This window comes from Pseudomonas sp. S49 (assembly GCF_009866785.1).
Classification (GTDB): domain Bacteria; phylum Pseudomonadota; class Gammaproteobacteria; order Pseudomonadales; family Pseudomonadaceae; genus Aquipseudomonas.
Genome location: NZ_CP019432.1, coordinates 5,637,501 through 5,661,357, shown reverse-complemented (window position 1 = coordinate 5,661,357; position 23,857 = coordinate 5,637,501). Strand labels below are relative to the sequence as shown.

Below are 23,857 nucleotides of genomic sequence, written 5' to 3'. Positions count from 1 at the left end.
GGTCTCAGTTCACAGCGGACGTCGCTTCGACATGACGCGGTAAGGTCACCCGGATACGGGTGCCGCGTTGGCTTTGTACATCTGCCGGGCTGTCGATGGTGATTTGTCCATAATGCTCTTCAACGATGGAATAGACCAGTGCAAGGCCCAGACCGGTGCCTTCGCCAGGATCCTTGGTGGTGAAGAAGGGTTCGAACAATCTATCCATGATGTTCTTCGGAATACCGCTGCCTTCGTCTTCGACGATCAGATCGACCGTGTGTTCGCCGGCTTCGCTCTTGACCCGTACCGCGCTGTGCGGCGGCGAGGCGTCGCGGGCGTTGGAGAGCAGATTGATCAAGACCTGGGCGAGTCGCTGCGGATCGCCTTCGACCCAGTGATCGGGATCGCACAGGTTGTAGAACTGCACTTCGAAATTGCGTCGGTTCAGGGCCAGCAGGCCAATTGCATCCTGCGCGACTTCGGCCAGACAAACGGGCTCGTCGCTGTGCTGATGGCTGCCGGCGTGGGCGAAGCTCATCAGCGACTGCACGATGCGCGAGACGCGTTTGGTCTGTTCGAGAATCTGCCCGCTGATTTCCGTCAGTTCGCCGTCGTCTTCGCGTTCTTCGCGCAGGTTTTGCGCAAGACAAGCGATGCCGGTGATCGGGTTGCCGATTTCGTGGGCCACACCGGCGGCGAGGCGACCAATGCTCGCCAGGCGTTCGGAGTGCACCAGTTTGTCTTCGAGCATCTGCGTTTCGGTCAAATCTTCGACCAGTAACACCAGTCCGCTGTTACCCGATGCCAACGGCTCATCGATCGCCGCTTTGTGCAGGTTCAGCCAGCGGGTCTGGCCGTCGAGGGCCAGATGCTGTTTGTGCAAATGCTCGTCGGGCAGGTTGATGAAACCCTGCAGCAATTCTTTCCACGGCTCACCAATGGTGCTCAGACGTGAACCGACCACGCGTTGTGCGGCGATCCCGGTGAGTTCTTCCATGGCCTTGTTCCACATCAGGATCTCTTGATCCTTGGCCAGCGAGCAGACGCCCATCGGCAGTTCCTGCAAGGTCTGGCGGTGGTATCGGCGCAGCGCATCGAGCTCGGCAGCCAAACCGGTGAGGCGTGAGTGGTAATCCTCAAGGCGGCTTTCGATGAAGTGGATGTCTTCGGTCACATAGTTTTCGCCGCCGGCCTTATAAGGCAGGAAGGTTTCCACCATGTCCTGCGCCACGCTCGGGCCCATCAGGCCGGAGAGGTTGGCTTCGATGCGATCGCGCAAACGGCGCAAGGCGTACGGGCGGCGTTCGTCGAATGGCAAATAAAGATCGCGCAGGGCCTGCTCGACTTCTTTCTGCGCAGCCTTGGCGCCTAACGGTTTCGCCAGTTGTGTGGCGAATTCCTGTGGCGAGGCCGCGTGCAGCTCACGCCGCTGCGGGCGACGGACGTTATCCACAGCGCAGGCTTCGGCGGCGCTGGCTTCTTCGGGGCTGGCGTTGGTGAACAGCGAGATCAGGGTGAACATCAGCACGTTGGCGGCGAGCGAGGCGATGGCCGCCATGTGCCAACTGGTGTCGTCGAGCACGTAAATCATGTTCAGCAGCGGGATGTAGAAACCCTGCAGATTGCCGACCAGCGGCAACAACATCGTCACCACCCAAACCAGAATCCCTGCCAGCAGACCGGCGATAAAACCCCGACGGTTGGCGGTCGGCCAATACAGCACCGACAATACGCCGGGCAGGAATTGCAGGGTCGCCACAAACGCGACGATACCGAGGTTGGCCAGATCCTGTTCGGCGCCGAGCATCAGATAGAAACCGAAACCGGCCATGATGATCGCGACGATCAGCGCCCGGCGAGTCCACTTCAACCAGCGGTAGATATTGCCTTCGGCCGGCGGCTGATAGAGCGGTAACACCAAGTGGTTCAGTGCCATGCCCGACAGCGCGAGCGTGGTCACAATGATCAATCCGCTGGCCGCCGACAGACCGCCGACATAGGCGAGCAATGCCAGCGGTTTGCTGTTGGCGGCTATGCCGATGCCGAGAGTGAAGTATTCCGGATTGGTCGTGGCGCCGAGTTTCAGGCCGGCCCACAAGATCAGCGGCACCGCCAGGCTCATCAGCAGCAGGAACAGCGGTAAACCCCAGCTCGCACTGACCAGTGAGCGCGGATTGAGGTTCTCGGTAAAAGTCATGTGATACATGTGCGGCATCACGATTGCCGAGGCGAAAAACACCAGCAACAACGTACGCCACGGGCCTTCCTGCAATGGCGTGTGCAGCGCGGCGAGGGCGGTCTGGTTTTGCAGCAGCCACAGTTCCAGTTGTTGCGGGCCGTCGAACACACCGTACAGCGCATACAGACCGACGCCGCCGAGGGCGATCAGTTTGATCACCGACTCAAAGGCTATCGCGAACACCAAACCTTCGTGCTTCTCGCGCGTAGCGATATGCCGGGAGCCGAAGAAAATCGTGAACAGAATGATCAGCGCACAAAACGCCAGCGCGACGCGGCTCTGGATCGGTTCGCCGGTGAGGATGCCAATGGAGTCGGCCACGGCCTGAATCTGCAGCGCCAGCAAGGGCAGCACGCCGATCAACATAAAGATCGTGGTCAGCGCGCCGGCCCAGGTGCTGCGAAAGCGAAACGCGAACAGATCGGCCAGCGACGATAATTGATAAGTGCGGGTGATCTTCAGAATCGGATAGAGCAGCACTGGCGCCAGCAGAAATGCGCCGGATACCCCGAGGTAACTGGACAGAAAGCCGTAGCCATACTGATAAGCCAGGCCGACCGTGCCGTAGAACGCCCACGCACTGGCGTAAACCCCCAGCGACAAGGTGTAGGTCAACGGGTGGCGAATGATCGCGCGCGGGATCATGCCCCGTTCGCTGATCCAGGCAACGCCGAACAGCACCGCCAGGTACGCGGCGCTGATCAGGATCATCTGGGTCAGGCTAAAGCTCATCGGCATCTTTTTGGCTCTGCAGGATGAAGGTCACGACAATCAGGATCAGCCAAAGCAGATAGGGGCGATACCAGGCGCCCGTAGCGTCGATCCACCAATCCATGATGGCGGGGGAAAACAGATAGATCCCCACGACTAAAAGCAGGACCAAGCGATAGATGTACATCCCGGCCTCTCTTTTTTATGCGCGTGCCCGAAAACGTGCGGCGATGGTAACGGATGGGCGCACGACTGCAAGTGTCGTCATAGCAGTTGCGCCTCGGGCAGGGTCAGTGTGCGCGGGATCTTGCTGGCATCCCAGTGTGCGCTGCCCCACTTGAGTAACTCTTGCGGCGAAGCGTGGGCCAGTTCGGCGCCGGGGTTTTGCCCCAAGGCGCGCAGGGCTCGCAGTAACAATGGCGTGGCTTGATCCGCTTCAAGCGGCGGCGAGCGGTAGGACTTGCCGAGCTTGTTGCCGTCCGGTTGGGTAATCAGCGGCAGGTGCAAGTAACGCGGCTGGCGCATTCCCAGCAATTCCTGCAGATAGAGCTGGCGCGGTGTCGAGTCGAGCAGGTCGGCACCGCGGACGATGTCGGTGATACCTTGCCAGGCATCGTCGAGCACCACGGCCAATTGGTAGGCGTAGAGGCCGTCGCGGCGACGGATCACGAAATCGCCGACGTCGCGCCCCAGATGCTGGCGGTACTCGCCCTGGACGCGGTCGATGAAGTGATATTCCAGTTCAGGCACACGCAGGCGGATGGCCGCATTCTGCTGGTCGTGGCCGGCATTGCGGCACAGGCCCGGATAGATGCCGTTGTAAGGTTCGAGCTGTTTACGCGAACAGGTGCAGGCGTAAGCAAGACCGTGATTGAACAGGCTATTGAGCACTTCGGCGTAGGCATCGTGCCGATCGCTCTGGCGCACCATCTCGCCGTCCCATTCAAAGCCGTAGCTTTCCAGCGCCTTGAGGATCGCCGTCTGCGCACCGGGTTCTTCGCGGGGCGGATCGAGATCTTCCATGCGCACCAGCCAGCGACCGCCGACCGAACGGGCGTCGAGATACGAGGCGAGGGCGGCAACCAGCGAACCGAAGTGCAAGTGGCCACTGGGGGTTGGGGCGAAGCGGCCGATGTAGGCGGGGGGTGTCTTGGCAGTCATGGAAACGAAACTACTTTTCAGGCTATATGCAGGTCAACCTGTAGGAGTGAGCCTGCTCGCGATAGCGGTGTGACATTCAACACCGATATTGACCGACCCACCGCTATCGCGAGCAGGCTCACTCCTACAAAAGGCAAAAGGCAAAAGGCAAAAGGCAGAAACAAAAACGGAGCGTTCGCACGCTCCGTTTTTCGTTCAGGTCGAGATTACTTGCCGACCTGCTTTTCCTTGATTTCCGCCAGGGTCTTGCAGTCGATGCACAGATCCGCAGTAGGACGGGCTTCGAGGCGCTTGACGCCGATCTCGATGCCGCAGGATTCGCACCAGCCGTATTCTTCGTCCTGGATCAGTTCAAGCGTCTTGTCGATCTTCTTGATCAACTTGCGCTCGCGGTCGCGGGCGCGCAGCTCGAGGGCGAATTCTTCTTCCTGACTGGCACGGTCGGCCGGGTCAGGGAAGTTGGCCGCTTCATCCTTCATGTGATCAACAGTACGGTCGACTTCCTGCATCAAGTCCTGTTTCCACTTGTTCAGGATCTTGGTGAAGTGCGCACGCATCGGGGCGCCCATGTACTCTTCACCGGCTTTCGGAACGTAAGGTTCGAAACCGCTGATCGTCGTTTGCTGCTGTTGCTTTGCTTGGGTGGGCATGAAATGGACCGCCTCTACTCTTGTAATCCATTGCGCAGGATTGCTCCATCACCGACACCTGCCGGCCCTGCGGCTGCAAGCGGGCGAACTTACCAGATCAAATCGGCCTGCGCTACTCCCGGATGTCGAGGCCCCGGCGGGTGGCGCTTGCAAATGTTTGGCAAGCCGTGTCTGGTGGTGTTGAAGACCTGTTCAATCACTGATTTTAGTCAATCCTGGAGCGTACGCTCATATCGTTACAGTCCAGCGTTCTTGAGGCTGTGACCGCTGCGGGTTCTCGCTCGTTCCGGCAGATGGGTAGAATCGTCTCTTTTTCCCTGCCGAAGGAAAACCAATGGCTCAGCCCTACAGTGCGCGCAGTCGTGCGATCGAACCGTTCCATGTGATGGCGCTGCTGGCGCGGGCCAATGAATTGCAGGCTGAAGGCCACGATGTGATCCATCTGGAGATCGGCGAGCCGGACTTCACCACCGCCGAGCCGATCATCCGTGCCGGGCAAGCGGCGCTGACGGCAGGCAGGACCCGCTACACCGCCGCGCGCGGCATTCCGGAGCTGCGCGAGGCGATTGCCGGGTTTTATCAATCGCGTTATGGCTTGAACATCGATCCACGACGGATTCTGATCACGCCGGGTGGCTCCGGTGCATTGCTGTTGGCTAGCGCGCTGCTGGTCGATCCCGGCAAACACTGGCTGCTGGCGGATCCGGGCTACCCGTGCAACCGGCACTTCCTGCGTTTGGTCGAAGGCGCGGCGCAGCTTGTTCCTGTAGGTCCGGACGTGCGCTATCAACTGACCCCGGATCTGGTCGAGCGCCATTGGGATCACGACAGCGTCGGCGCACTGGTCGCCTCGCCAGCCAACCCGACTGGCACGATTCTGACTCGCGATGAACTGGCCGGGTTATCCACAGCCATCAAGGCTAAGCATGGACATCTGGTGGTGGACGAGATCTATCACGGCCTGACGTACGGCACCGATGCCGCCAGCGTGCTGGAAGTCGATGACAACGCTTTTGTGTTGAACAGTTTCTCCAAGTATTTCGGCATGACCGGGTGGCGCCTGGGCTGGCTGGTGGCACCGGATGCGGCGGTCAGCGAGTTGGAAAAACTGGCGCAGAACCTCTACATCAGCGCGCCGAGCATGGCGCAGTACGCGGCGTTGGCCTGTTTCGAGCCGGACACCCTCTTGATTCTGGAAGAGCGCCGCGCGGAATTCGGCCGTCGTCGGGATTTCCTTCTGCCGGCCCTGCGCGAGTTGGGTTTCAACATCGCCGTGGAGCCTGAGGGCGCGTTCTATTTGTACGCCGATATCAGCCAGTTCGGCGGCGATGCCTTCGCGTTCTGCCGACATTTCCTCGAAACCGAACATGTCGCGTTCACGCCGGGGCTGGATTTCGGTCGCTATCAGGCCAGTCACCATGTGCGTTTTGCCTACACGCAAAACCTCCCTCGCCTACAGGAGGCGGTGGAGCGCATCGCACGTGGCTTGAAGAGCTGGCAAGGCTGATGCGCTTTTATCCCCCTCTGGAAGAGGCGCGACTGATCCGTCGTTACAAGCGTTTTCTCGCCGATATCGAAACCGTTGGCGGCGAGTTGCTGACCATTCACTGCCCGAACACCGGTTCGATGCTCAATTGCCAGGTCGAAGGCGGGCAGGTCTGGTTCAGCCGCTCCAATGACCCGAAACGCAAATTACCGGGCACTTGGGAAATTGGTGAAACACCGCAGGGCCGCTTGTTTTGCGTGAATACCGCCCGGGCCAACGGTTTGGTTGAGGAGGCGTTGCAGGCTGGCGTTATCACTGAGTTGAACGGCTTTACCGCGTTGAAGCGTGAAGTGGCCTACGGGCAGGAAAAAAGCCGCATCGATTTTCGCCTCGAATACCCAAGCGGTCCGGCGTATGTGGAAGTGAAAAGCGTCACCCTGGGCTTCGACGGAACGGCAGTAGCGGCGTTTCCCGATGCCGTGACCCAGCGTGGCGCCAAGCATCTGCGTGAGCTGGCACATCTGGCTCGTGACGGGATCCGGGCGGTGCAGTTGTATTGCGTCAATCTGGGCGGAATTGAAGCGGTGCGACCGGCCGAGGAGATCGACTCGGCCTACGCCGAGGCGCTGCGTGAAGCGGTGGCGTGTGGTGTTGAAGTGCTGGCTTACGGCGTTCGCTTGAACCATGAAGAGATGGTCATCGACCGGCGTCTCGACGTGCTGCTCAACGGTTAAACATCGATCCACAAGCCTTGCGCGTCTTCCCGGCACGCAATGGCGGTGAGTGATTGCCCGGCGCAAGGCCCGGCGACGCATTCACCGTCCTCGATCAGAAACAGTGCGCCGTGGGTGGCGCACTGGATCAGGCTGTTGCTTGGGTCGAGAAATTGGTCGGGATGCCATTCAAGACCAACGCCCCGGTGCGGGCAGCGATTGAGATAAACGTACGCTTGCCCATTGCGGCGCACGGCGAACAGCTTGTTCCCGTCGACTTCAAAGCCACGGCTGGCCGCTTCGGCGAGTTCAGTGCCCGTGCAGAGAAACTTCATGGCTATCCTCTAATGTCCGCTCGTGTCTGGATATGTCCGAGCTTGACGTTTAAATGCAAACAATTATCAAATGGCGGCCTTCGTCCGCAGGGCGGCTGGCAGGGGCGAGGATACTTGGCCTGCCATCCGGATGCCCGGGAAAAACGTCTTTCAAGGAAGCTGTGTATGCGCCTGAGTACCCGCGTTGTTGTGCTGTGTGCCGGACTGTTCGTCAGCCATCAGGCTGCCGCGGCCGAGTTGCCGCAACGCTGGGTCAGCGCCGGCGGTGCGCTGTCGGAATGGGTCGGTGCGTTGGGCGGCGAGTCGAAGCTGGTCGGCGTTGATACCACCAGCCAGCATCCGGAGTCGTTGAAGGCGCTGCCGAGCATTGGTTATCAGCGCAGCCTTTCCGCTGAGGGCATTCTCAGTCTGCGCCCGGACATTCTTATCGGTACCGAAGAAATGGGCCCGCCGCCGGTGCTGTCACAGGTCAAGGCCGCCAAGGTTCAGGTGGAGTTGTTCTCGGCTCAGCCGGATCTGCCGACACTGGAGAAAAACGTCACCCATCTGGGCCAGTTGCTCGGCACAGAAGCCCAGGCAAAGCAGCTACTGCAAAGTTATCAACAGCAACTCGATGCGCAGAAGGCACGGGTGGTTCAGGTGCAAACCAAACAAAAAACGCCGGGTGTGCTGTTGTTGCTCGGGCATGCCGGTGGCAAGCCATTGATCGCCGGCAAGGACACCGCTGCCGACTGGCTGCTGCAGCAGGCGGGCGGGCATAACCTGGCGACGCATACCGGTTACAAACCGTTTTCCGTGGAATCCCTCGCCAGTCTCGATCCTGAAGTGTTGGTATTCGCCGACCGTGCATTGACCGGAGACGCGGCGAAAGCGGCGCTGTTCAAGGAAAACCCGATTCTCAATTCAAGTCGCGCGGCCAAGGCCGGCCGAGTGCTGGAACTGGACCCGACCCTGTTGGTTGGTGGTCTTGGACCACGCTTGCCGGCAGCGCTGAAAACCCTGTCTGACGGTTTCTACCCGACCAAGAGCGGCCAATGACCACATTGGTCAAACCCCGTGGCTTGTTCATTGGCCTGACGCTTCTCTGTCTGCTGGCGATCTGGCTGTCATTGGCGCTGGGGCCGGTGAGCCTGCCGCTGTTCGATACGTTGCGCGCAGCGTTGCGCATGCTCGGCGTGCCGCTGGCGCCGGACGGTCTGGAGCAGGCTGAGCTGATCCTCGGGCAGATTCGTCTGCCGCGAACCTTGCTCGGGTTGGCGGTTGGCGGTGTGCTGGCGCTGTCCGGTGTGGCGATGCAGGGCTTGTTCCGTAATCCACTGGCGGATCCAGGGCTGGTGGGGGTTTCCAGCGGCGCAGCGCTGGGTGCGGCGATTGCGATTGTCGGTGGTTCGTTTTTTGGTGGCTTGCCGGAGTGGTTCGGGCCGTATGTGCTGTCGGCCTGCGCGTTCCTCGGCGGCCTCGGGGTGACGGCGCTGGTTTATCGCCTCGGTCGCCGTAACGGTCAGACCAATGTGGCGACCATGTTGCTTGCGGGTATTGCCCTGACCGCGCTGGCCGGTTCGGCGGTCGGCCTGTTCACTTATCTGGCGGATGACGCGACCCTGCGTACGCTGACGTTCTGGAACCTCGGCAGTCTCAACGGCGCCAGTTACGCGCGGCTGTGGCCATTGCTGATCATCAGCGCCGGCGTGGCGTTGTGGTTGCCACGTCGCGCCAAAGCGCTGAATGCCTTGCTGCTCGGGGAGTCCGAGGCTGGGCATTTGGGCATTGATGTCGAGCGGCTCAAGCGTGAACTGGTGTTCTGCACGGCGCTGGGTGTTGGCGCAGCGGTGGCAGCAGCGGGCATGATCGGTTTTGTCGGGCTGGTGGTGCCGCATCTGGTGCGGTTGCTGGCGGGGCCGGATCACAAAGTATTGCTGCCAGCTTCGGTGCTGGCGGGTGCAAGCCTATTGCTGTTGGCTGATCTGGTCGCGCGGTTGGCGCTGGCGCCGGCGGAGTTGCCGATCGGTATTGTCACCGCGTTTATCGGTGCGCCGTTCTTCCTTTATTTGCTGCTGCGAGGACGCGCCTGATGTTGCGTGCGCAAAATTTGCACATCCAGCGTGGGCGCAAGGCAGTGCTCAGCGATGTAACGCTGCAACTTGAACCGGGTGAAGTGCTCGGTGTGCTAGGGCCGAACGGCGCTGGCAAAAGTACCTTGCTGGGCGCCTTGTGCGGTGAGTTGGCGGCGAGTGCGGGCGAGGTTTCGCTCGACGGGCAGGCATTGAGTCAATGGTCTGGCCCGCAGCGTGCGCAACGATTGGCGGTGTTGCCACAAGTGTCGACCCTGGATTTCGCCTTTCGCGTTGAAGAAGTGGTCGGCATGGGCCGCTTGCCTTATCAAAGCGGTCGGGTGCGTGACGACGAAATCATCGCGGCGGCTTTGGCCGCGGCGGATGCCGGACACTTGAGCGGGCGCAGTTATCTGGCGCTGTCCGGTGGCGAACGGCAGCGTGTGCATCTGGCGCGGGTGCTGGCGCAATTGTGGCCGGGTCAGACCGGGCAGACGTTGCTGTTGGATGAGCCGACTTCGATGCTTGATCCGCTGCATCAGCACACGACGCTGCAGGCTGTGCGCGAGTTTGCCGATCGTGGCGCGGCGGTGTTGGTGATCCTGCATGATCTGAATCTGGCGGCGCGTTATTGTGATCGCATTCTGCTGCTTGAGGGCGGGCGGCCGGTGGCGTTGGATACACCGCAGCAGGTTTTGCGTCCGGACACGCTCCAAGCCGTATTCGGTCTCGAAGTGTTGGTGCAGCCGCACCCGGAGCGTGGGCATCCGCTGATTATCGCCCGCTGACTGGATCATTGAGGTGATTGCATGCGTGGCTTGTGGCTGTTGGCGGTGGTGTTGCTTGCGGGGTGTCAGCATGCTCTGGCGCCGCCGCCGATCAATGGCGAGATTCGCGATCTGCGCAGCGGTGAAGTGCTGACGGCACAGCAGTTGCTGACGCGTCTTGTCGAGTCTGAACGGCTGATTATCGGTGAACAGCATGACAACGCCGATCATCACGCCGCGCAATTGTGGTTGTTGCGCTCACTCGGTGAGCAGCGGCCGCAGGGCAGTCTGCTACTGGAAATGCTCACGCCGGATCAGCAGCCTCGCGTTGATCTAGTGCGCCAGGCGACAACGCCACCCGCTGACCTCCCTGGCGCATTGGCTTGGCAGGATGGCTGGGACTGGAACCTTTATGGCCCGATCATTCGTTTCGCCCTTACGCAAACTTATCCGCTGCTGGCGGCCAATCTTGAAAGCAGCGAAATCCGCGCCTTTTACCGCAATCCACCCGTTCTGAACGGTGCGTACAGTAACGTGCCGTCGGTGAAAGAAACGCTGCTGGAACAGATCGCAGAATCTCACTGCGGTTTACTGCCTGAATCACAGATGCCGGCGATGCTCGCCGTTCAGCAACAGCGTGATCGGCGGATGGCCGAACGCATGTTGGCTGCACCGAAACCTGCTCTGTTGCTGGCCGGTGCGTGGCATGCGCGCAAGGATGTTGGCGTGCCGCTGCACGTTGTGGATTTGGGCGCCACTGAGTCACCGACAGTGCTGATGCTGGCAGAGCAGGGCGGCGAAGTGACCGCGGTGATGGCTGATTACGTTTGGTATACGCCTGCTACACCAAAGCAGGATTACTGCGAGCAGATGCGCAAACAGTTCGGCAAATGACTTTTCTACAGGCAAAAAAAAGACCCGGTAAAAACCGGGTCAAATAACCGTGATTAGCCTGATGAGGAGATAATCTGAGAGTCCGAACCAAGGGCTTTTCAGAATATCGACTGATCTCGCGACCAGTTGTGATAATCATAGCGATTCTCATTACCGCGTCAACAACTGTTTTCTCATTTCTTTGAATTAGACTTGGAAATGGCCGCAATGGCTCGAAAACAAGGGGCGTGGCCTTAGCTTTTGTTTGCGCTCAATTGGGTGACTTGCTTGTTCAGTTGGCCGATTCGTCGGGCCATGCTCTCGATCAGGCTGTGTGCGATCTTTGGATTGGTGCGGGTCATGCTCAAGAATTGCTCACCGGGAATCAGCATCACCGTACTTGGCTCCCGGGCAATGACCGTGGCATTGCGCAGCTCGCCGGTAAACACGGCCATGGCCCCGAAAATCTCGTCCTTGGCCACGTCTCCCACCTTAAGTCCGTCCACAAACGCCTCGGCATGCCCATCGATGATCACAAACACATGGTCAGCAGCGTCACCCTGGTTGATCAGTGTTTCCCCCGCCTCAACCCGTTTAAAACCGTTGGTACTGCGAAACTCTCGCGGCTTCAGTTCCGCGACAGCATGGGCAAGGATCGCCACTTGCCCCAGCAGATACTCGAGAAACTGTTCTGCCCGACGAGAGTCAGCAAATAAATGCTGGAAGACTTCCGGACGTCGATAGGGCGTCAAACGTAACGTGCCCTCACTGCATAAGCGGCAATCCGTCCAGTCGTCTCCCTGCTGAAGGCCGATCACATCGCCCTCCTGCCAATAAAACAGTGGCCGGGTTCCGATGCAGCCATTGATCACACCGTCATTGAGCAGAAACAACTGATCAGCGGGTAACTGCGGTATCAGATCGTCCGTCGCTTCAAGTTGCAGAACCGGCCCGCAAGGCAACAGATCGCGCAGCCACAGCGCGGGCAAGCTCTGCAAACGGTTGATCAAGGCATCGACGTGAGCCGATTGTTCCCCCAGTAAATACATGACGGTCTATGCCCGTTCAGTTCTTGTGGCGCGAGGAGATGGCTTCAAGCTGTTTGTTCAGGGCGTCTTTGCGTTCGGCGGGGATGTCATTCCAGTGCACATCCATCAGTGCGCCCTCGATCGCATACAACAACACCTTCGATGCGCGAAACCCGCGGGTACGCACGGCCCGGTAGGCGTCCACCGCGCCCAGGCGACGCAAGTCCGAGGCGCTGTGGATGCCCACGGCATGCAGCCATTGCGCCGACGTCTTGCCAAGATTCTTCAGGTGTTGCAGTTCATCATTCATCAAGCCTCCTTGCGACGGCCGAATGGTGCGTGGGCGAGCTTCTCAGGAGTGTAGCCATCAGTAGGAAAAGCGTGGTTGTTTGGTCGGATTCAACGCAAACGCTTCTAAGAAATGGCGCTTGAACGGCCTGCGAACGCAGATGAGGAGGGGGGAACACAAATCAATGTAGGAGTGAGCCTGCTCGCGATAGCGGACTGGCAGGCACACATGTGTTGAATTTAAACCGCTATCGCGAGCAGGCTCACTCCCACAGGGAAGGCGTTGTGTCAGGGAGCGATGAGACGATCAGCGGGTGCGATAACGCAACCGCGTACCGAAATTCATCGACATCAGAATCTCGTCGGCACTCAGCTCCGGCGGGAAGTACGCCCCGGAAATCTGCGCATGGGCCAGGCTTGCACCTTCCAGCGATGCGTTACGGAAATCGATGCCGCGCAAATCGGCGGATCGGAAGTACGCGTCCCGGAAATCCACGCCATCGGCATTCAGTTCACGCAGATCGAGACCACGGAAATCGCCACCGACCATATCGATCGGGCCGTCCTGTGGACGCTCCTTGTTGAAGCCTGTGATGTCGTCTTTGTGCAGCAAGGCATATAGCGGGGTGTCGAGAAGTTTCGGCTGGCTCATGTCATATCACCGTTGGTTTTATGACGCCAGTATAGTGCCACTATTTGACGGCCGTGAAGCAAGCGAGGGCTTCACGGCCGAAATAGTTTCTTACAGGCCCGGCAAGCGCTGACGGATCTGCGCGACCACGGTGTCCAGGGTTCCGGATTCATTGGTCTGCACGCGTTTGCTGCGCAGAATTTCTTCTGGTGTCAGCGCTTCGCGGTTGGCCTGCTGCGCTTCGATCACGGCCAGTGTGGCGTCGGACGGATCCTGTTTGTCCGCCTGACGAATCGCCAGCCAGCTCTCGATCACCGCTTGCGGCGCGTTGCAGTCGAGGATCAGGAACGGCGTGCCGGTGGCTTCGGCGATCTTCGCCGCGTTGTCGCGTTGTTCGCGTTTGAGGTAAGTCGCGTCGATCACCACCGGGAAACCGGCGTGCAGGATCACTTCCGCGATCTCATGCAGACGCGCATAAGTGGCGGCGCTGGCGTCGGCGCTGTAAATGCCGGCCTGCACATCATTGGCAACAGTCTGCTCACCGAACAGACGCTTGCGTTCTACGTCCGAACGCAGACGAATCGCGCCCAGCGCTTCGACCAGGCGCATGGCCACGTGGCTCTTGCCGACAGCGGAAACGCCGTGAGTGATCGCCATGAAACGCGAAGGAATGGTGCTGTAGCTTTCGGCCAGGTTGGCGTAGTTGCGGTATTGGCGCAGGGTGGTGGCGCGCTGCACCGGGGACGCGTCCGCCGGCATGCTGAACAGTGCAACCTTGGCGCGAACCAGTGCGCGGTAGGCTTTATAGAAGTTCAGCACTTCCAGACCTTGATAATCGCCGGTCTGCTCCAGGTATTGGCTGATGAAGCGGCGAGCCAGGGATTTCAGGCCACGGTCTTCCAGGTCCATCGCGAGGAAACCGGTATCGGCCCAGACGTCGGTGAAGCGGAACGGTTCGTTGAACTCGATGCAGTCGAAGATCACCACTTTGCCGTCAATGACCGTGGCGTTGCCCAGGTGGATATCGCCGTGGCACTCACGGGTGAAACCTTCGGCCTTGCGTTGCGCGAACAGTGGCTTGAGACGCTCGAAGCTGCTTTCGGCCCAGGCTTTCAGTGCATCGAGTTGCAGCAGATCGTTTTTGTCGCTGAGGAACGGCAGGATCTGCTCGAAGTTTTGCGAGACCGGCGCCATCACACTGTCCGGGGTGCCTGCGTCGTGTTCGGCGGGGACTTTTGGCGCCGTGAGGTGGAAGTGAGCGATCTGCTGCGCCATCTCGTCGATGTGCTGGGTGGTCAGCTCGCCGTTGGCTTGCAGGGTGCTGAGCAAACCGGTCTGCGGAAACTGGCGCATTTTCAGCACATATTCGATGGCCGGGCCGTCGCCGCCCAGTTGCGGTGCTTCAACGCTGCCAGTTACCGGCAACACTTCCAGATACAAATCATCAGTCAGGCGCTGGTTCAGACGCAGCTCTTCAGCGCAGAAATGTGCGCGTGATTCGAGGCCGGTGAAGTCGAGGAAGCCGAAGTTAACCGGTTTTTTCACTTTATAAGCGAAGGGACCGGTGAGGATCACCCACGAGATATGCGTTTCGATGACCTGAAACCCTTCGACAGGGTGCGGGTAGAGGGCCGGGTTTTGCAGGGCAGCGATCAGTGACTGGCTCACGGGCGATCCTTCAGAGACTGGGGGAAATTCGAGGTCGCCATTATGGCCGCTCGCCAGCCTGACGCAAACCTCGGAGCGCTCCTGTTGAGTATGAATAAAGTGCGTATAATCCGCCGCCATGACTCGAACTCGATCCCCCCGTACCAAGAAAAAACCACCCTCCAAGGGCCTCAGCCCATGGTTGAGCTGGGCCATTAAACTCAGTCTGGTCGGCCTTGTGGTGCTGGCCGGCTTCGCCGTTTACCTCGATGCCGTGGTGCAGGAGAAGTTCTCCGGCAAGCGCTGGACCATCCCGGCCAAGGTTTACGCGCGGCCGCTCGAGCTGTTCGTCGGACAAAAGCTCAGCAAGGACGACTTCCTTACCGAACTCGATGCCCTCGGCTATCGCCGCGAAGCCGTGAGCAATGGCCCCGGCGCCGCAGCCGTCAGTGGCAATACGGTCGATCTGAATACCCGTGGCTTCCAGTTCTATGAAGGCCTGGAAAAACCGCAGCCGGTGCGCGTGCGTTTCTCTGGTGATTACGTCGCTGAGCTGTCGGCGACCAACGGGTCGAAGCTGTCCGTGGTGCGCCTTGAACCGCTGATGATCGGCGGCATTTATCCGAAAAATCTCGAAGACCGCATTCTGATCAAACTCGATCAGGTGCCGCCGTATCTGCTCGAAACCCTGATCGCTGTCGAAGACCGCGACTTTTATAGCCACTGGGGCGTGTCGCCGAAGTCGATTGCCCGCGCAGTCTGGGTTAATACCTCTGGCGGCAAGATGACGCAGGGCGGCAGTACGCTGACCCAGCAGTTGGTGAAAAACTTCTACCTGACCAACGAACGCAGCCTGAGCCGCAAGCTCACCGAAGCGATGATGGCGATGCTGCTGGAACTGCATTACGACAAAAAGGAAATCCTTGAGGCCTACCTCAATGAAGTCTTTGTCGGCCAGGACGGTCAACGTGCGGTGCACGGCTTCGGTCTGGCCAGCCAGTTCTTCTTTGGCCAGCCATTGTCCGAGCTGAAGCTGCATCAGGTGGCGATGCTGGTCGGCATGGTCAAAGGTCCGTCCTACTACAACCCGCGTCGCAATCCTGAGCGCGCGCTGGAGCGGCGTAACCTGGTGCTCGATGTGCTTGAGCAGCAAGGCGTGGCGACGGCCGAACAGGTCGAAGCGGCGAAGAAAATGCCACTGGGTGTGACCACGCGCGGCAAGCTCGCCGACAGCTCGTTCCCCGGCTTCATCGATCTGGTCAAGCGCCAGTTGCGTGAAGACTACCGCGACGAAGACTTGACCGAAGAAGGCCTGCGCATCTTCACCAGCTTCGACCCGATCCTGCAGATGAAAGCCGAGGCGTCGGTCAACGACACCTTTAAGCGTCTGTCCGGGCGTAAAGGCTCCGATGATGTCGAAGCGGCGATGGTCGTGACCAATCCGGAAACCGGTGAAGTCCAGGCGATGATCGGCAGCCGTCAGGCCAGTTATGCCGGTTTCAACCGCGCACTGGACGCGGTGCGGCCGATCGGTTCGTTGATCAAACCGGCGGTTTATCTGACCGCGCTGGAAAAACCGAGCCAGTACACACTGACCAGTTGGCTGTCCGACGATCCGTTGTCGGTCAAAGGCGCGAACGGTCAGGTGTGGAAACCGCAGAACTATGACCGCCGCTCCCACGGTACCGTGTTCCTCTATCAAGGCCTGGCGCATTCCTACAACCTGTCGACCTCGCGTCTGGGTCTGGAAGTCGGCGTGCCTAACGTGCTCAAGACCTTGGGTCGTCTGGGCGTGACGCGTGAGTTCCCGGCATTCCCGTCGATGTTGCTGGGCGCCGGTGGCATGACCCCGATCGAAGTCGCGACCATGTACCAGACGCTGGCCAACGGTGGTTTCAATACGCCGATGCGCGGGATTCGCAGCGTGCTGACCGCTGAGGGCGAACCGCTCAAGCGTTATCCTTTCCAGATCGAACAGCGTTTCGATCCGGCGTCCATCTATCTGATCCAGAACGCCATGCAGCGCGTGATGCGTGAAGGTACCGGCAGCTCGGTTTATAACGTGCTGCCCAAGACTCTGACACTGGCCGGCAAAACCGGTACCAGTAACGATTCCCGTGACAGCTGGTTCGCCGGTTTCAGTCAGGACTTGCTGGCAGTGGTCTGGCTGGGCCGCGATGACAATGGCAAGACGCCGTTCACCGGTGCCACTGGTGCGCTGCAGGTCTGGACCAGTTTCATGCGCAAGGCCGATCCGCTGCCGCTGGACATGCCGCAACCGGACAACGTCGTGCAGGCATGGGTCGATTCGCGTACCGGGCAGGGCTCCGATGCCAACTGCCCGGGGGCGGTACAGATGCCGTATATTCGCGGCAGCGAACCGCCACCCGGCGCTGCCTGTGCAAGCGAAACGCCTGCTTCCGGCGAGTCGGTGATGGATTGGGTCAAGGGCTGGATGAATTAAGCAAAGAGGGTTTCAAGTGAACAAGTGGTTGATTCCAGCGGTGACCGCCGTGGCTTTGCTCAGCGGCTGCTCTACCGTACAGCGTGGTTCGATTCCGGTGGTCGATTCCGGTACTGCGGTGTCCAACAGCGAGCGCATTTCGGCCAATGGCGGTTTCCGTCAAACAACCGTAAAGCGTCCTGCGCAAGCGCAAACTCAAGCGATTCCGCAAGGCGATACCGGCGTGGTGGTCATGGTGCCGGGTGGCGGCGCAACAACGTCCGCGCCGATCAGCTCTTCGCCGATCGTGCCGGGCCCTGCATCCGGTGGTATCACGGCGGGCCCGTACAACCCTTCAGCGGTTGACTCGGCGCCGGTCAACACGGGCAGCTACAGCATGCCATCCACGCCAAGCGGGATTCCTTCCGCCAGCAGTGGTGGCGGCTTGTCGGCCGATGAGCAACTTGACGGCCCGGTTCTCGCTTTGCTGACCACCGCGCAACAGCAGCAGGCCGGCGGCGACCTCAACGGTGCGTCTTCCAGCCTTGAACGTGCACAGCGCGTTGCGCCGCGTGAGCCGCAAGTGCTTTATCGCCTGGCGCAGGTGCGCATGGCTCAAGGTGATGCGCCGCAAGCCGAGCAGTTTGCCCGCCGCGCGCTGACCATGGCCAACGGTCGCCCGGACCTGCAAGCCAACCTGTGGGAAATCATTGCCCAGTCCCGTGAGAAACAAGGCGACTCGGCCGGTGCTGCTCTGGCCCGTCAGAAGGCCAAGGTTTCACTGTGATGGATGCTCGTTTCCCGAAAATCGCCGATCAGCTATTGCTGATCGAGCGTGAACTGCGCACTCAGGGTTGGTGGGACGAAGTTTCGCCGTCGGCCGAAGCGTTGAGCAGTGTCGAGCCGTTTTCGGTCGATACGCTGGACTTCGAGCAATGGCTGCAATGGATCTTCCTGCCTCGCATGAAGATGATCCTCGAGCAGGATCTGCCGTTGCCGAATGCCTCGGGGATTCAGGAAATGGCTGAAATGGTCTTCGCCCAGCGCAACCTGGGTGGCAAGGATCGTCGGTTGCAGGTGCTGCTCAAAGAGTTTGACCTGCTGATCACTGCCTCGCGCTGAGCCAGACTGACACCGGATAGGTAGGAGCTGCCGCAGGCTGCGATCTTTTGATCTTGTTTTTGAAAGCAAAATCAAGAGATCGCAGCCTGCGGCAGCTCCTACAGGTGTCTATTCACAATTCTGCGCGATTTGCTTCTGCGCCTCGACAATGCGCTCCTGCCGCTGCGCATCATTCAGCCTCCGCAACTGTCCCTCCACTTCCTCCCTCAATCGTGGATTGTTCTGCAATTGCGCCAGATTCGTGCGTGCTTGCTCGCAAAACTGCTTGAGCTGTGCCTGTTGGTCGGCGACCTGTTTCTTCACCTTGTCATCAATCGCCTTCTGATCACCAAGCACGCCACTGCCCGGCATTGCCGCCGGTTTCGGCGGAGGCGAGGAGGGCGTCTGCATTGTCGTCGATGGCTGACCCTGCGGCGGCTGCGCATCAAAGTGCGTGACGCCTTGAGCATCGACCCATTTATAGATTTGAGCGGCCATGCACCACGGGCTGAGGCCGATCAGCAGAGTAAGGAGGAGCGTTCGCATGCTGATTCCTTGGCAAAAATGCGCAATTGACACTAACAGAGTAGCGGTTTTCAGGTTTTTTCTTGCGTTCTCATGTGCTTACCCACAATTAACCACATAGACGACTTGACTTGGAGAGGGCGAAACAGAAGAATCCAAAGTCCGCTGTAGAGGGACTGCCAGAAGCAGACCCACTCGGTAGATCATGAGGCGCACATCCGCGCCGACCTGTTACACCCGCAACGCGTTACCTCGCGCTGGGTGGGAAAGGCCCGCAACACTTGGGACGATCCCAATACTTGCTCAGTCAGTGCTGACGTAGTCGGCGACCACCGTCGCTCATGCTCTGCCGAGAAGTAAACCTATTAAGACCCGCCCCTTTTTTGTGGACGGTATTCTGGCGTTTTAGAGGTGAACAACGTGGAGCTTTTATCTGGCGGTGAGATGCTCGTCCGCTTTTTGCGTGACGAAGGCGTCAAATATATCTACGGGTACCCGGGTGGTGCTCTCCTGCATGTTTACGATGCCCTGTTCAAAGAACCGGAAGTGACTCACATTCTGGTTCGTCACGAACAAGCCGCAACCCATATGGCTGACGGTTATGCCCGTGCCACCGGTAAAGCCGGCGTGGTATTGGTGACGTCCGGTCCTGGCGCCACAAACGCCATTACCGGTATCGCGACCGCCTATATGGACTCGATTCCAATGGTGATCATTTCCGGTCAGGTGCCAAGCACTATGGTCGGCACCGACGCGTTCCAGGAAACCGACATGATCGGTATCTCCCGGCCGATCGTGAAGCACAGCTTCATGATCAAGCACGCTTCGGAAATCCCGGAAGTCATGAAGAAGGCCTTCTACCTGGCGCAATCCGGTCGTCCGGGCCCGGTCGTGGTCGATATCCCGAAAGACATGACCAACCCGGCCGAGAAGTTCGAATACATCTTCCCGAAGAAAGCCAAGCTGCGTTCCTACAGCCCGGCCGTTCGCGGTCACTCCGGGCAAATCCGCAAGGCAGCAGAAATGCTCCTGGCGGCCAAGCGTCCGGTCATGTACTCCGGTGGCGGCGTGATTCTCGGCAACGGTTCCGCACCGCTGACCGAGCTGGCGAAAATGCTTAACCTGCCCGTGACCAACACCTTGATGGGCCTGGGTGGTTTCCCGGGGACTGATCGTCAGTTCATCGGCATGCTCGGCATGCACGGCAGCTACACCGCCAACCTGGCGATGCACCACGCTGACGTGATCCTCGCGGTCGGCGCGCGTTTCGACGATCGCGTGATCAACGGCGCGGCGAAGTTCTGCCCGAACGCCAAGATCATCCACATCGACATCGACCCGGCTTCGATTTCCAAGACCATCAAGGCCGACGTGCCAATCGTGGGTCCGGTCGAGAGCGTCCTGACCGAAATGGTCGCGATCCTCAAGGAAATCGGCGAGACCCCGAACAAGGAGTCCGTGGCCAGTTGGTGGAAGCAGGTGGATGAATGGCGCGGTGATCGCGGCCTGTTCCCTTATGAAAAGGGCGACGGCAGCCTGATCAAGCCGCAGACCGTGATCGAAACCCTTTGCGAAGTGACCAAGGGCGATGCCTTTATCACCTCCGACGTGGGTCAGCATCAGATGTTCGCTGCGCAGTACTACACATTCAACAAGCCGAATCGCTGGATCAACTCCGGCGGTCTGGGCACCATGGGCTTCGGTTTCCCGGCGGCCATGGGCATCAAGTTGAGCTTCCCGGATGACGACGTTGCCTGCGTCACCGGCGAAGGCAGTATCCAGATGAACATCCAGGAACTGTCGACCTGCCTGCAGTATGGCTTGCCAGTCAAAATCGTCATCCTGAACAACGGTGTTCTGGGGATGGTGCGTCAGTGGCAGGACATGAGCTACGGCAGCCGTCACTCGCACTCCTACATGGAATCGCTGCCTGACTTCGTCAAGCTGGCTGAAGCCTACGGCCACGTCGGCGTACGCATCACCGAATCGAAAGATTTGAAGTCGAAGATGGCAGAAGCGTTCGCCATGAAGGATCGCCTGGTCGTGATCGATATTTCGGTCGACACCAGCGAGCACGTCTATCCGATGCAGATCAAAGACGGCTCGATGCGCGATATGTGGCTGAGCAAGACGGAGCGTACTTAATCATGCGGCACATTATTTCCTTGCTTCTGGAAAACGAACCCGGCGCTTTGTCTCGCGTAGTCGGCCTGTTCTCGCAGCGCAACTACAACATCGAAAGCCTGACCGTGGCCCCGACCGAAGACCCGACCCTGTCGCGTCTGACGCTGACCACTGTGGGCCACGATGAAGTCATCGAGCAGATCACCAAAAACCTGAACAAGCTGATCGAAGTGGTCAAGCTGGTGGACCTGTCGGAAAGCGCTCACATCGAGCGCGAGCTGATGCTGGTCAAGGTCAAGGCCACTGGCGCCCAGCGCGCCGAGATCAAACGCACCACCGATATTTACCGTGGACAGATCGTCGACGTCAGCGCCAGCGTGTATACCGTTCAATTGACCGGTACCAGCGACAAGCTCGACAGCTTCATTCAGTCCATCGGCACCGCATCGATTCTGGAAACCGTCCGTAGCGGCGTGACTGGCATTGCCCGCGGCGACAAAGTACTCAGCATCTAAACCAAATTAGCGAATGGCCTGAACGGCCTGGATATAAAGGGGAAATTCATGAAAGTTTTCTACGATAAAGACTGCGACCTGTCGATCATCCAGGGCAAGAAAGTTGCCATCATCGGTTACGGTTCCCAAGGCCACGCCCAAGCGTGCAACCTGAAAGACTCCGGTGTCGACGTTACCGTTGGTCTGCGTAAAGGTTCGGCCACCGTTGCCAAAGCGGAAGCTCACGGCCTGAAAGTGACCGACGTTGCTTCCGCTGTTGCTGCTGCCGACCTGGTCATGATCCTGACCCCGGACGAGTTCCAGTCCTCCCTGTACAAAAACGAAATCGAGCCGAACATCAAGAAAGGCGCCACCCTGGCCTTCTCCCACGGCTTCGCGATCCATTACAACCAGGTTGTTCCGCGTGCCGACCTCGACGTGATCATGATCGCGCCGAAAGCTCCGGGTCACACCGTACGTTCCGAGTTCGTGAAGGGTGGCGGTATCCCTGACCTGATCGCGATCTACCAGGACGCCTCGGGCAACGCCAAAAACGTTGCACTGTCCTACGCGGCAGGTGTTGGTGGCGGTCGTACCGGCATCATCGAAACCACTTTCAAGGACGAGACCGAAACCGACCTGTTCGGCGAACAAGCCGTACTGTGCGGCGGTACCGTTGAACTGGTCAAAGCCGGTTTCGAAACCCTGGTTGAAGCTGGCTACGCGCCGGAAATGGCCTACTTCGAGTGCCTGCACGAACTGAAGCTGATCGTTGACCTCATGTACGAAGGCGGTATCGCCAACATGAACTACTCGATCTCCAACAACGCCGAATACGGCGAGTACGTGACCGGTCCGGAAGTGATCAACGCCGAGTCCCGTCAGGCCATGCGCAACGCCCTGAAACGTATTCAGGACGGCGAATACGCCAAAATGTTCATCAGCGAAGGCGCAACCGGCTACCCTTCGATGACCGCCAAGCGTCGTAACAACGCCGCTCACGGTATCGAAGTCATCGGCGAGCAACTGCGCTCCATGATGCCGTGGATCGGTGCCAACAAGATCGTCGACAAAGCCAAAAACTAAGTCGTCCTTCTTGTACGGAAAACGCGGCCTCGGCCGCGTTTTTTCGTTTGAGCGTGTGGTTCTGGTATAAAGCTGCAGCGTTTGTGGCCGAACTGTCGCCCTCAAGCACCTGTCGAAATTTCTCCAAACCGTTGCAAGGTAATGTCCATGAGCGAACGTCCCGAAGAGCCGAACAAGGCTTCTGACGCCGAAAGCCTGCTGCCCATCGATGAACACATCGAAGAAGGGCACGACGCAGAAGGTCGTAAAGTCCGGCATCGTGGTATCTATCTGCTGCCGAATCTGTTCACCACTGCGAACCTGTTCGCAGGGTTTTATTCCATCATCAACTCCATGAGCGCTCAGGCTGCTCTAAGCGCTGGCGACTCAGCCAATGCGAGCAAGTATTTCGCGTTCGCCGCGATCGCGATATTCGTCGCCATGGTGCTCGACGGCCTCGACGGTCGCGTGGCGCGCATGACCAATACGCAAAGTGCCTTCGGCGCCGAGTACGACTCGCTGTCGGACATGGTCGCTTTCGGCGTTGCACCGGCGTTGCTGGCATTCGGTTGGGCGCTGGGTGACATGGGCAAGGTCGGCTGGATGGTCGCCTTCATTTATGTGGCGGGCGCGGCGTTGCGTCTGGCGCGCTTCAATACTCAGGTGGGTACGGCTGACAAGCGCTATTTCATCGGTCTGGCCAGTCCGGCTGCTGCCGGTGTGGTCGCGGGGATTGTCTGGGCGTTCAGCGATTACGGCATTCAGGGTTCGAAGATGTCGTTCCTGGTCGCACTGATGGTTGCGGCGGCCGGCATGCTGATGGTCAGTAATATCAAGTACAACAGCTTTAAGGAGCTGGATCTGAAAGGTCGCGTGCCGTTCGTGGCGATCCTTGCGGTGGTGCTGGTGTTCGCCGTGGTCTTCAGCGATCCACCGCGCATTCTGCTGCTGGTGTTCCTCGCCTACGCCGCTTCTGGCCCGGTGCAGTACCTGTTGCATCTTCGTCGGCACAAAAAAGCCGAGTGATGTAATTTCCCGCATACTCCGCAGTCTATGGGTGCATCAGTCCTCCAAAGCTGCGGAGTTGCCATGTTGATCAAAGTCCCCAAAGCGTCCGACTGCCATGAGTCGGATGTCACGCCTGAAGCCATTTATCTCTCTCGCCGCCAATTGTTGGGGGCCACTGCTGCCGGTATCGCCGTCAGCAGCCTGCCGCGTTGGGCCAATGCCGACGATGCGGCGCGGTATGCCGATGTCGAGCCGGGCAAGGCGCCTGCATGGTTTAACGACAAGCTGTCCTCTACTAAATGGGGAGCGGTCAACGTTAAGGATGAGGCGATCACGCCTTATAAAGACGCCACCCATTACAACAACTTCTATGAGTTCGGAACCGACAAGGGTGATCCGGCAGCTAATGCCGGCTCACTGAAAACCGAACCATGGAGCGTAGTGATCGACGGGGAGGTGGGTAAGCCAGGGCGCTATGCGCTGGAAGACTTCATGAAGCCTTACCAGTTGGAGGAGCGTATCTATCGTTTGCGCT

Annotated in this window: 24 protein-coding genes (1 of these 24 running past the window's edge); 14 read left to right on the top strand and 10 right to left on the bottom strand. The window is 59.3% G+C overall.

The features are described 5' to 3' along the window. Window positions 1-4: 4 nt before the first annotated feature. The 4 genes from PspS49_RS24950 to dksA form a co-directional block, all read right to left on the bottom strand. Window positions 5-2,959, bottom strand: coding sequence for a sensor histidine kinase (locus PspS49_RS24950; RefSeq protein ID WP_174245087.1), 2,955 nt, complete (start codon window positions 2,957-2,959; stop codon window positions 5-7). Next, a complete protein-coding gene (locus PspS49_RS24945; RefSeq protein WP_003176118.1) occupies window positions 2,943-3,119 on the bottom strand; it encodes a hypothetical protein in 177 nt (58 codons plus the stop codon). Before PspS49_RS24945 ends, PspS49_RS24950 begins: the two co-directional genes overlap by 17 nt. A gap of 77 nt (window positions 3,120-3,196) precedes the next feature. Further along, on the bottom strand, window positions 3,197-4,093 hold the full coding sequence (gluQRS, locus tag PspS49_RS24940; RefSeq protein WP_150751684.1) for a tRNA glutamyl-Q(34) synthetase GluQRS: 897 nt from the start codon (window positions 4,091-4,093) through the stop codon (window positions 3,197-3,199). Between the two features lie 206 nt (window positions 4,094-4,299). Beyond that, window positions 4,300-4,743 (bottom strand): RNA polymerase-binding protein DksA, encoded by a 444-nt coding sequence (gene dksA / locus PspS49_RS24935; RefSeq protein ID WP_064118688.1) that lies wholly within the window; start codon window positions 4,741-4,743, stop codon window positions 4,300-4,302. A gap of 334 nt (window positions 4,744-5,077) precedes the next feature. On the opposite strand from dksA, the gene PspS49_RS24930 reads away from it, so the two are divergent. Together PspS49_RS24930 and sfsA are read left to right on the top strand one after the other, a co-directional pair. Next, complete coding sequence (locus PspS49_RS24930) at window positions 5,078-6,250, top strand: pyridoxal phosphate-dependent aminotransferase (protein ID WP_160041856.1); 1,173 nt, start codon at window positions 5,078-5,080, stop codon at window positions 6,248-6,250. Further along, the gene (gene sfsA, locus PspS49_RS24925) at window positions 6,250-6,963 is read left to right on the top strand and encodes a DNA/RNA nuclease SfsA (RefSeq protein WP_127929799.1); all 714 of its coding nucleotides are present in this window, start codon (window positions 6,250-6,252) and stop codon (window positions 6,961-6,963) included. Before PspS49_RS24930 ends, sfsA begins: the two co-directional genes overlap by 1 nt. On the opposite strand, the gene PspS49_RS24920 is transcribed toward sfsA, so the two are convergent. Then, entirely contained in the window at window positions 6,960-7,277 is a 318-nt protein-coding gene (locus PspS49_RS24920) for a Rieske (2Fe-2S) protein (RefSeq protein ID WP_127929798.1), read from the bottom strand. The genes sfsA and PspS49_RS24920 overlap by 4 nt on opposite strands. A 165-nt stretch (window positions 7,278-7,442) precedes the next feature. On the opposite strand from PspS49_RS24920, the gene PspS49_RS24915 reads away from it, so the two are divergent. The 4 genes from PspS49_RS24915 to PspS49_RS24900 are packed head-to-tail and all read left to right on the top strand — an operon-like array spanning window position 7,443 to window position 10,989. Further along, window positions 7,443-8,315 (top strand): ABC transporter substrate-binding protein, encoded by an 873-nt coding sequence (locus tag PspS49_RS24915; RefSeq protein ID WP_160041854.1) that lies wholly within the window; start codon window positions 7,443-7,445, stop codon window positions 8,313-8,315. A 50-nt stretch (window positions 8,316-8,365) separates the two neighbouring features. Continuing rightward, window positions 8,366-9,349 carry an iron ABC transporter permease gene (locus PspS49_RS24910; RefSeq protein ID WP_174245139.1) on the top strand — a complete coding sequence of 328 codons (984 nt, stop codon included), beginning with the start codon at window positions 8,366-8,368 and terminating at the stop codon, window positions 9,347-9,349. Next, window positions 9,349-10,116, top strand: coding sequence for a heme ABC transporter ATP-binding protein (locus PspS49_RS24905; RefSeq protein WP_127929796.1), 768 nt, complete (start codon window positions 9,349-9,351; stop codon window positions 10,114-10,116). Before PspS49_RS24910 ends, PspS49_RS24905 begins: the two co-directional genes overlap by 1 nt. A gap of 21 nt (window positions 10,117-10,137) precedes the next feature. Beyond that, window positions 10,138-10,989, top strand: a complete 852-nt coding sequence (locus tag PspS49_RS24900) for a ChaN family lipoprotein (RefSeq protein ID WP_160041850.1) — start codon at window positions 10,138-10,140, stop codon at window positions 10,987-10,989. A gap of 233 nt (window positions 10,990-11,222) precedes the next feature. Here the strand turns inward: PspS49_RS24900 and PspS49_RS24895 are convergent, their stop codons facing one another. The 4 genes from PspS49_RS24895 to PspS49_RS24880 form a co-directional block, all read right to left on the bottom strand. Next, window positions 11,223-12,017, bottom strand: coding sequence for a cyclic nucleotide-binding domain-containing protein (locus PspS49_RS24895; protein WP_127929794.1), 795 nt, complete (start codon window positions 12,015-12,017; stop codon window positions 11,223-11,225). 16 nt (window positions 12,018-12,033) lie between these two features. Then, on the bottom strand, window positions 12,034-12,306 hold the full coding sequence (locus PspS49_RS24890; protein WP_003228231.1) for a TfoX/Sxy family protein: 273 nt from the start codon (window positions 12,304-12,306) through the stop codon (window positions 12,034-12,036). 285 nt (window positions 12,307-12,591) lie between these two features. Continuing rightward, on the bottom strand, window positions 12,592-12,936 hold the full coding sequence (locus tag PspS49_RS24885) for a pentapeptide repeat-containing protein (RefSeq protein ID WP_007909940.1): 345 nt from the start codon (window positions 12,934-12,936) through the stop codon (window positions 12,592-12,594). Window positions 12,937-13,026: 90 nt separating this feature from the next. After that, window positions 13,027-14,583: a bifunctional aminoglycoside phosphotransferase/ATP-binding protein gene (locus PspS49_RS24880; protein WP_095121812.1), complete on the bottom strand. Its 1,557-nt coding sequence runs from the start codon at window positions 14,581-14,583 to the stop codon at window positions 13,027-13,029. A 118-nt stretch (window positions 14,584-14,701) separates the two neighbouring features. Here PspS49_RS24880 and mrcB point away from each other — a divergent pair, with 118 nt between their 5' ends. Genes mrcB through PspS49_RS24865 form a run of 3 tightly spaced genes read left to right on the top strand, consistent with a single transcriptional unit; the run spans window position 14,702 to window position 18,127 of the window. Beyond that, entirely contained in the window at window positions 14,702-17,026 is a 2,325-nt protein-coding gene (mrcB, locus tag PspS49_RS24875) for a penicillin-binding protein 1B (protein WP_127929792.1), read from the top strand. 16 nt (window positions 17,027-17,042) lie between these two features. Continuing rightward, window positions 17,043-17,792: a tetratricopeptide repeat protein gene (locus PspS49_RS24870; RefSeq protein WP_127929791.1), complete on the top strand. Its 750-nt coding sequence runs from the start codon at window positions 17,043-17,045 to the stop codon at window positions 17,790-17,792. Further along, complete coding sequence (locus tag PspS49_RS24865) at window positions 17,792-18,127, top strand: YqcC family protein (protein ID WP_127929790.1); 336 nt, start codon at window positions 17,792-17,794, stop codon at window positions 18,125-18,127. The genes PspS49_RS24870 and PspS49_RS24865 overlap by 1 nt, the downstream gene beginning before the upstream one ends. A 108-nt stretch (window positions 18,128-18,235) precedes the next feature. On the opposite strand, the gene PspS49_RS24860 is transcribed toward PspS49_RS24865, so the two are convergent. Further along, window positions 18,236-18,652 (bottom strand): DUF4124 domain-containing protein, encoded by a 417-nt coding sequence (locus PspS49_RS24860; protein WP_127929789.1) that lies wholly within the window; start codon window positions 18,650-18,652, stop codon window positions 18,236-18,238. 399 nt (window positions 18,653-19,051) lie between these two features. On the opposite strand from PspS49_RS24860, the gene PspS49_RS24855 reads away from it, so the two are divergent. The 5 genes from PspS49_RS24855 to msrP all read left to right on the top strand — a co-directional run. Continuing rightward, window positions 19,052-20,776: an acetolactate synthase 3 large subunit gene (locus PspS49_RS24855; RefSeq protein ID WP_093434972.1), complete on the top strand. Its 1,725-nt coding sequence runs from the start codon at window positions 19,052-19,054 to the stop codon at window positions 20,774-20,776. 2 nt (window positions 20,777-20,778) lie between these two features. Then, window positions 20,779-21,270 carry an acetolactate synthase small subunit gene (ilvN, locus tag PspS49_RS24850; RefSeq protein WP_003176102.1) on the top strand — a complete coding sequence of 164 codons (492 nt, stop codon included), beginning with the start codon at window positions 20,779-20,781 and terminating at the stop codon, window positions 21,268-21,270. 48 nt (window positions 21,271-21,318) lie between these two features. Next, window positions 21,319-22,335: a ketol-acid reductoisomerase gene (gene ilvC, locus PspS49_RS24845; RefSeq protein WP_007909969.1), complete on the top strand. Its 1,017-nt coding sequence runs from the start codon at window positions 21,319-21,321 to the stop codon at window positions 22,333-22,335. A gap of 147 nt (window positions 22,336-22,482) precedes the next feature. Next, a complete protein-coding gene (gene pssA, locus PspS49_RS24840) occupies window positions 22,483-23,340 on the top strand; it encodes a CDP-diacylglycerol--serine O-phosphatidyltransferase (protein ID WP_016983477.1) in 858 nt (285 codons plus the stop codon). Between the two features lie 63 nt (window positions 23,341-23,403). Further along, window positions 23,404-23,857 carry the beginning of a protein-methionine-sulfoxide reductase catalytic subunit MsrP gene (gene msrP, locus PspS49_RS24835; RefSeq protein WP_160041848.1) on the top strand. It continues 560 nt past the right edge of the window, so 454 of the gene's 1,014 nt are visible here — the first part of the coding sequence; it begins with the start codon at window positions 23,404-23,406; the stop codon falls past the right edge of the window.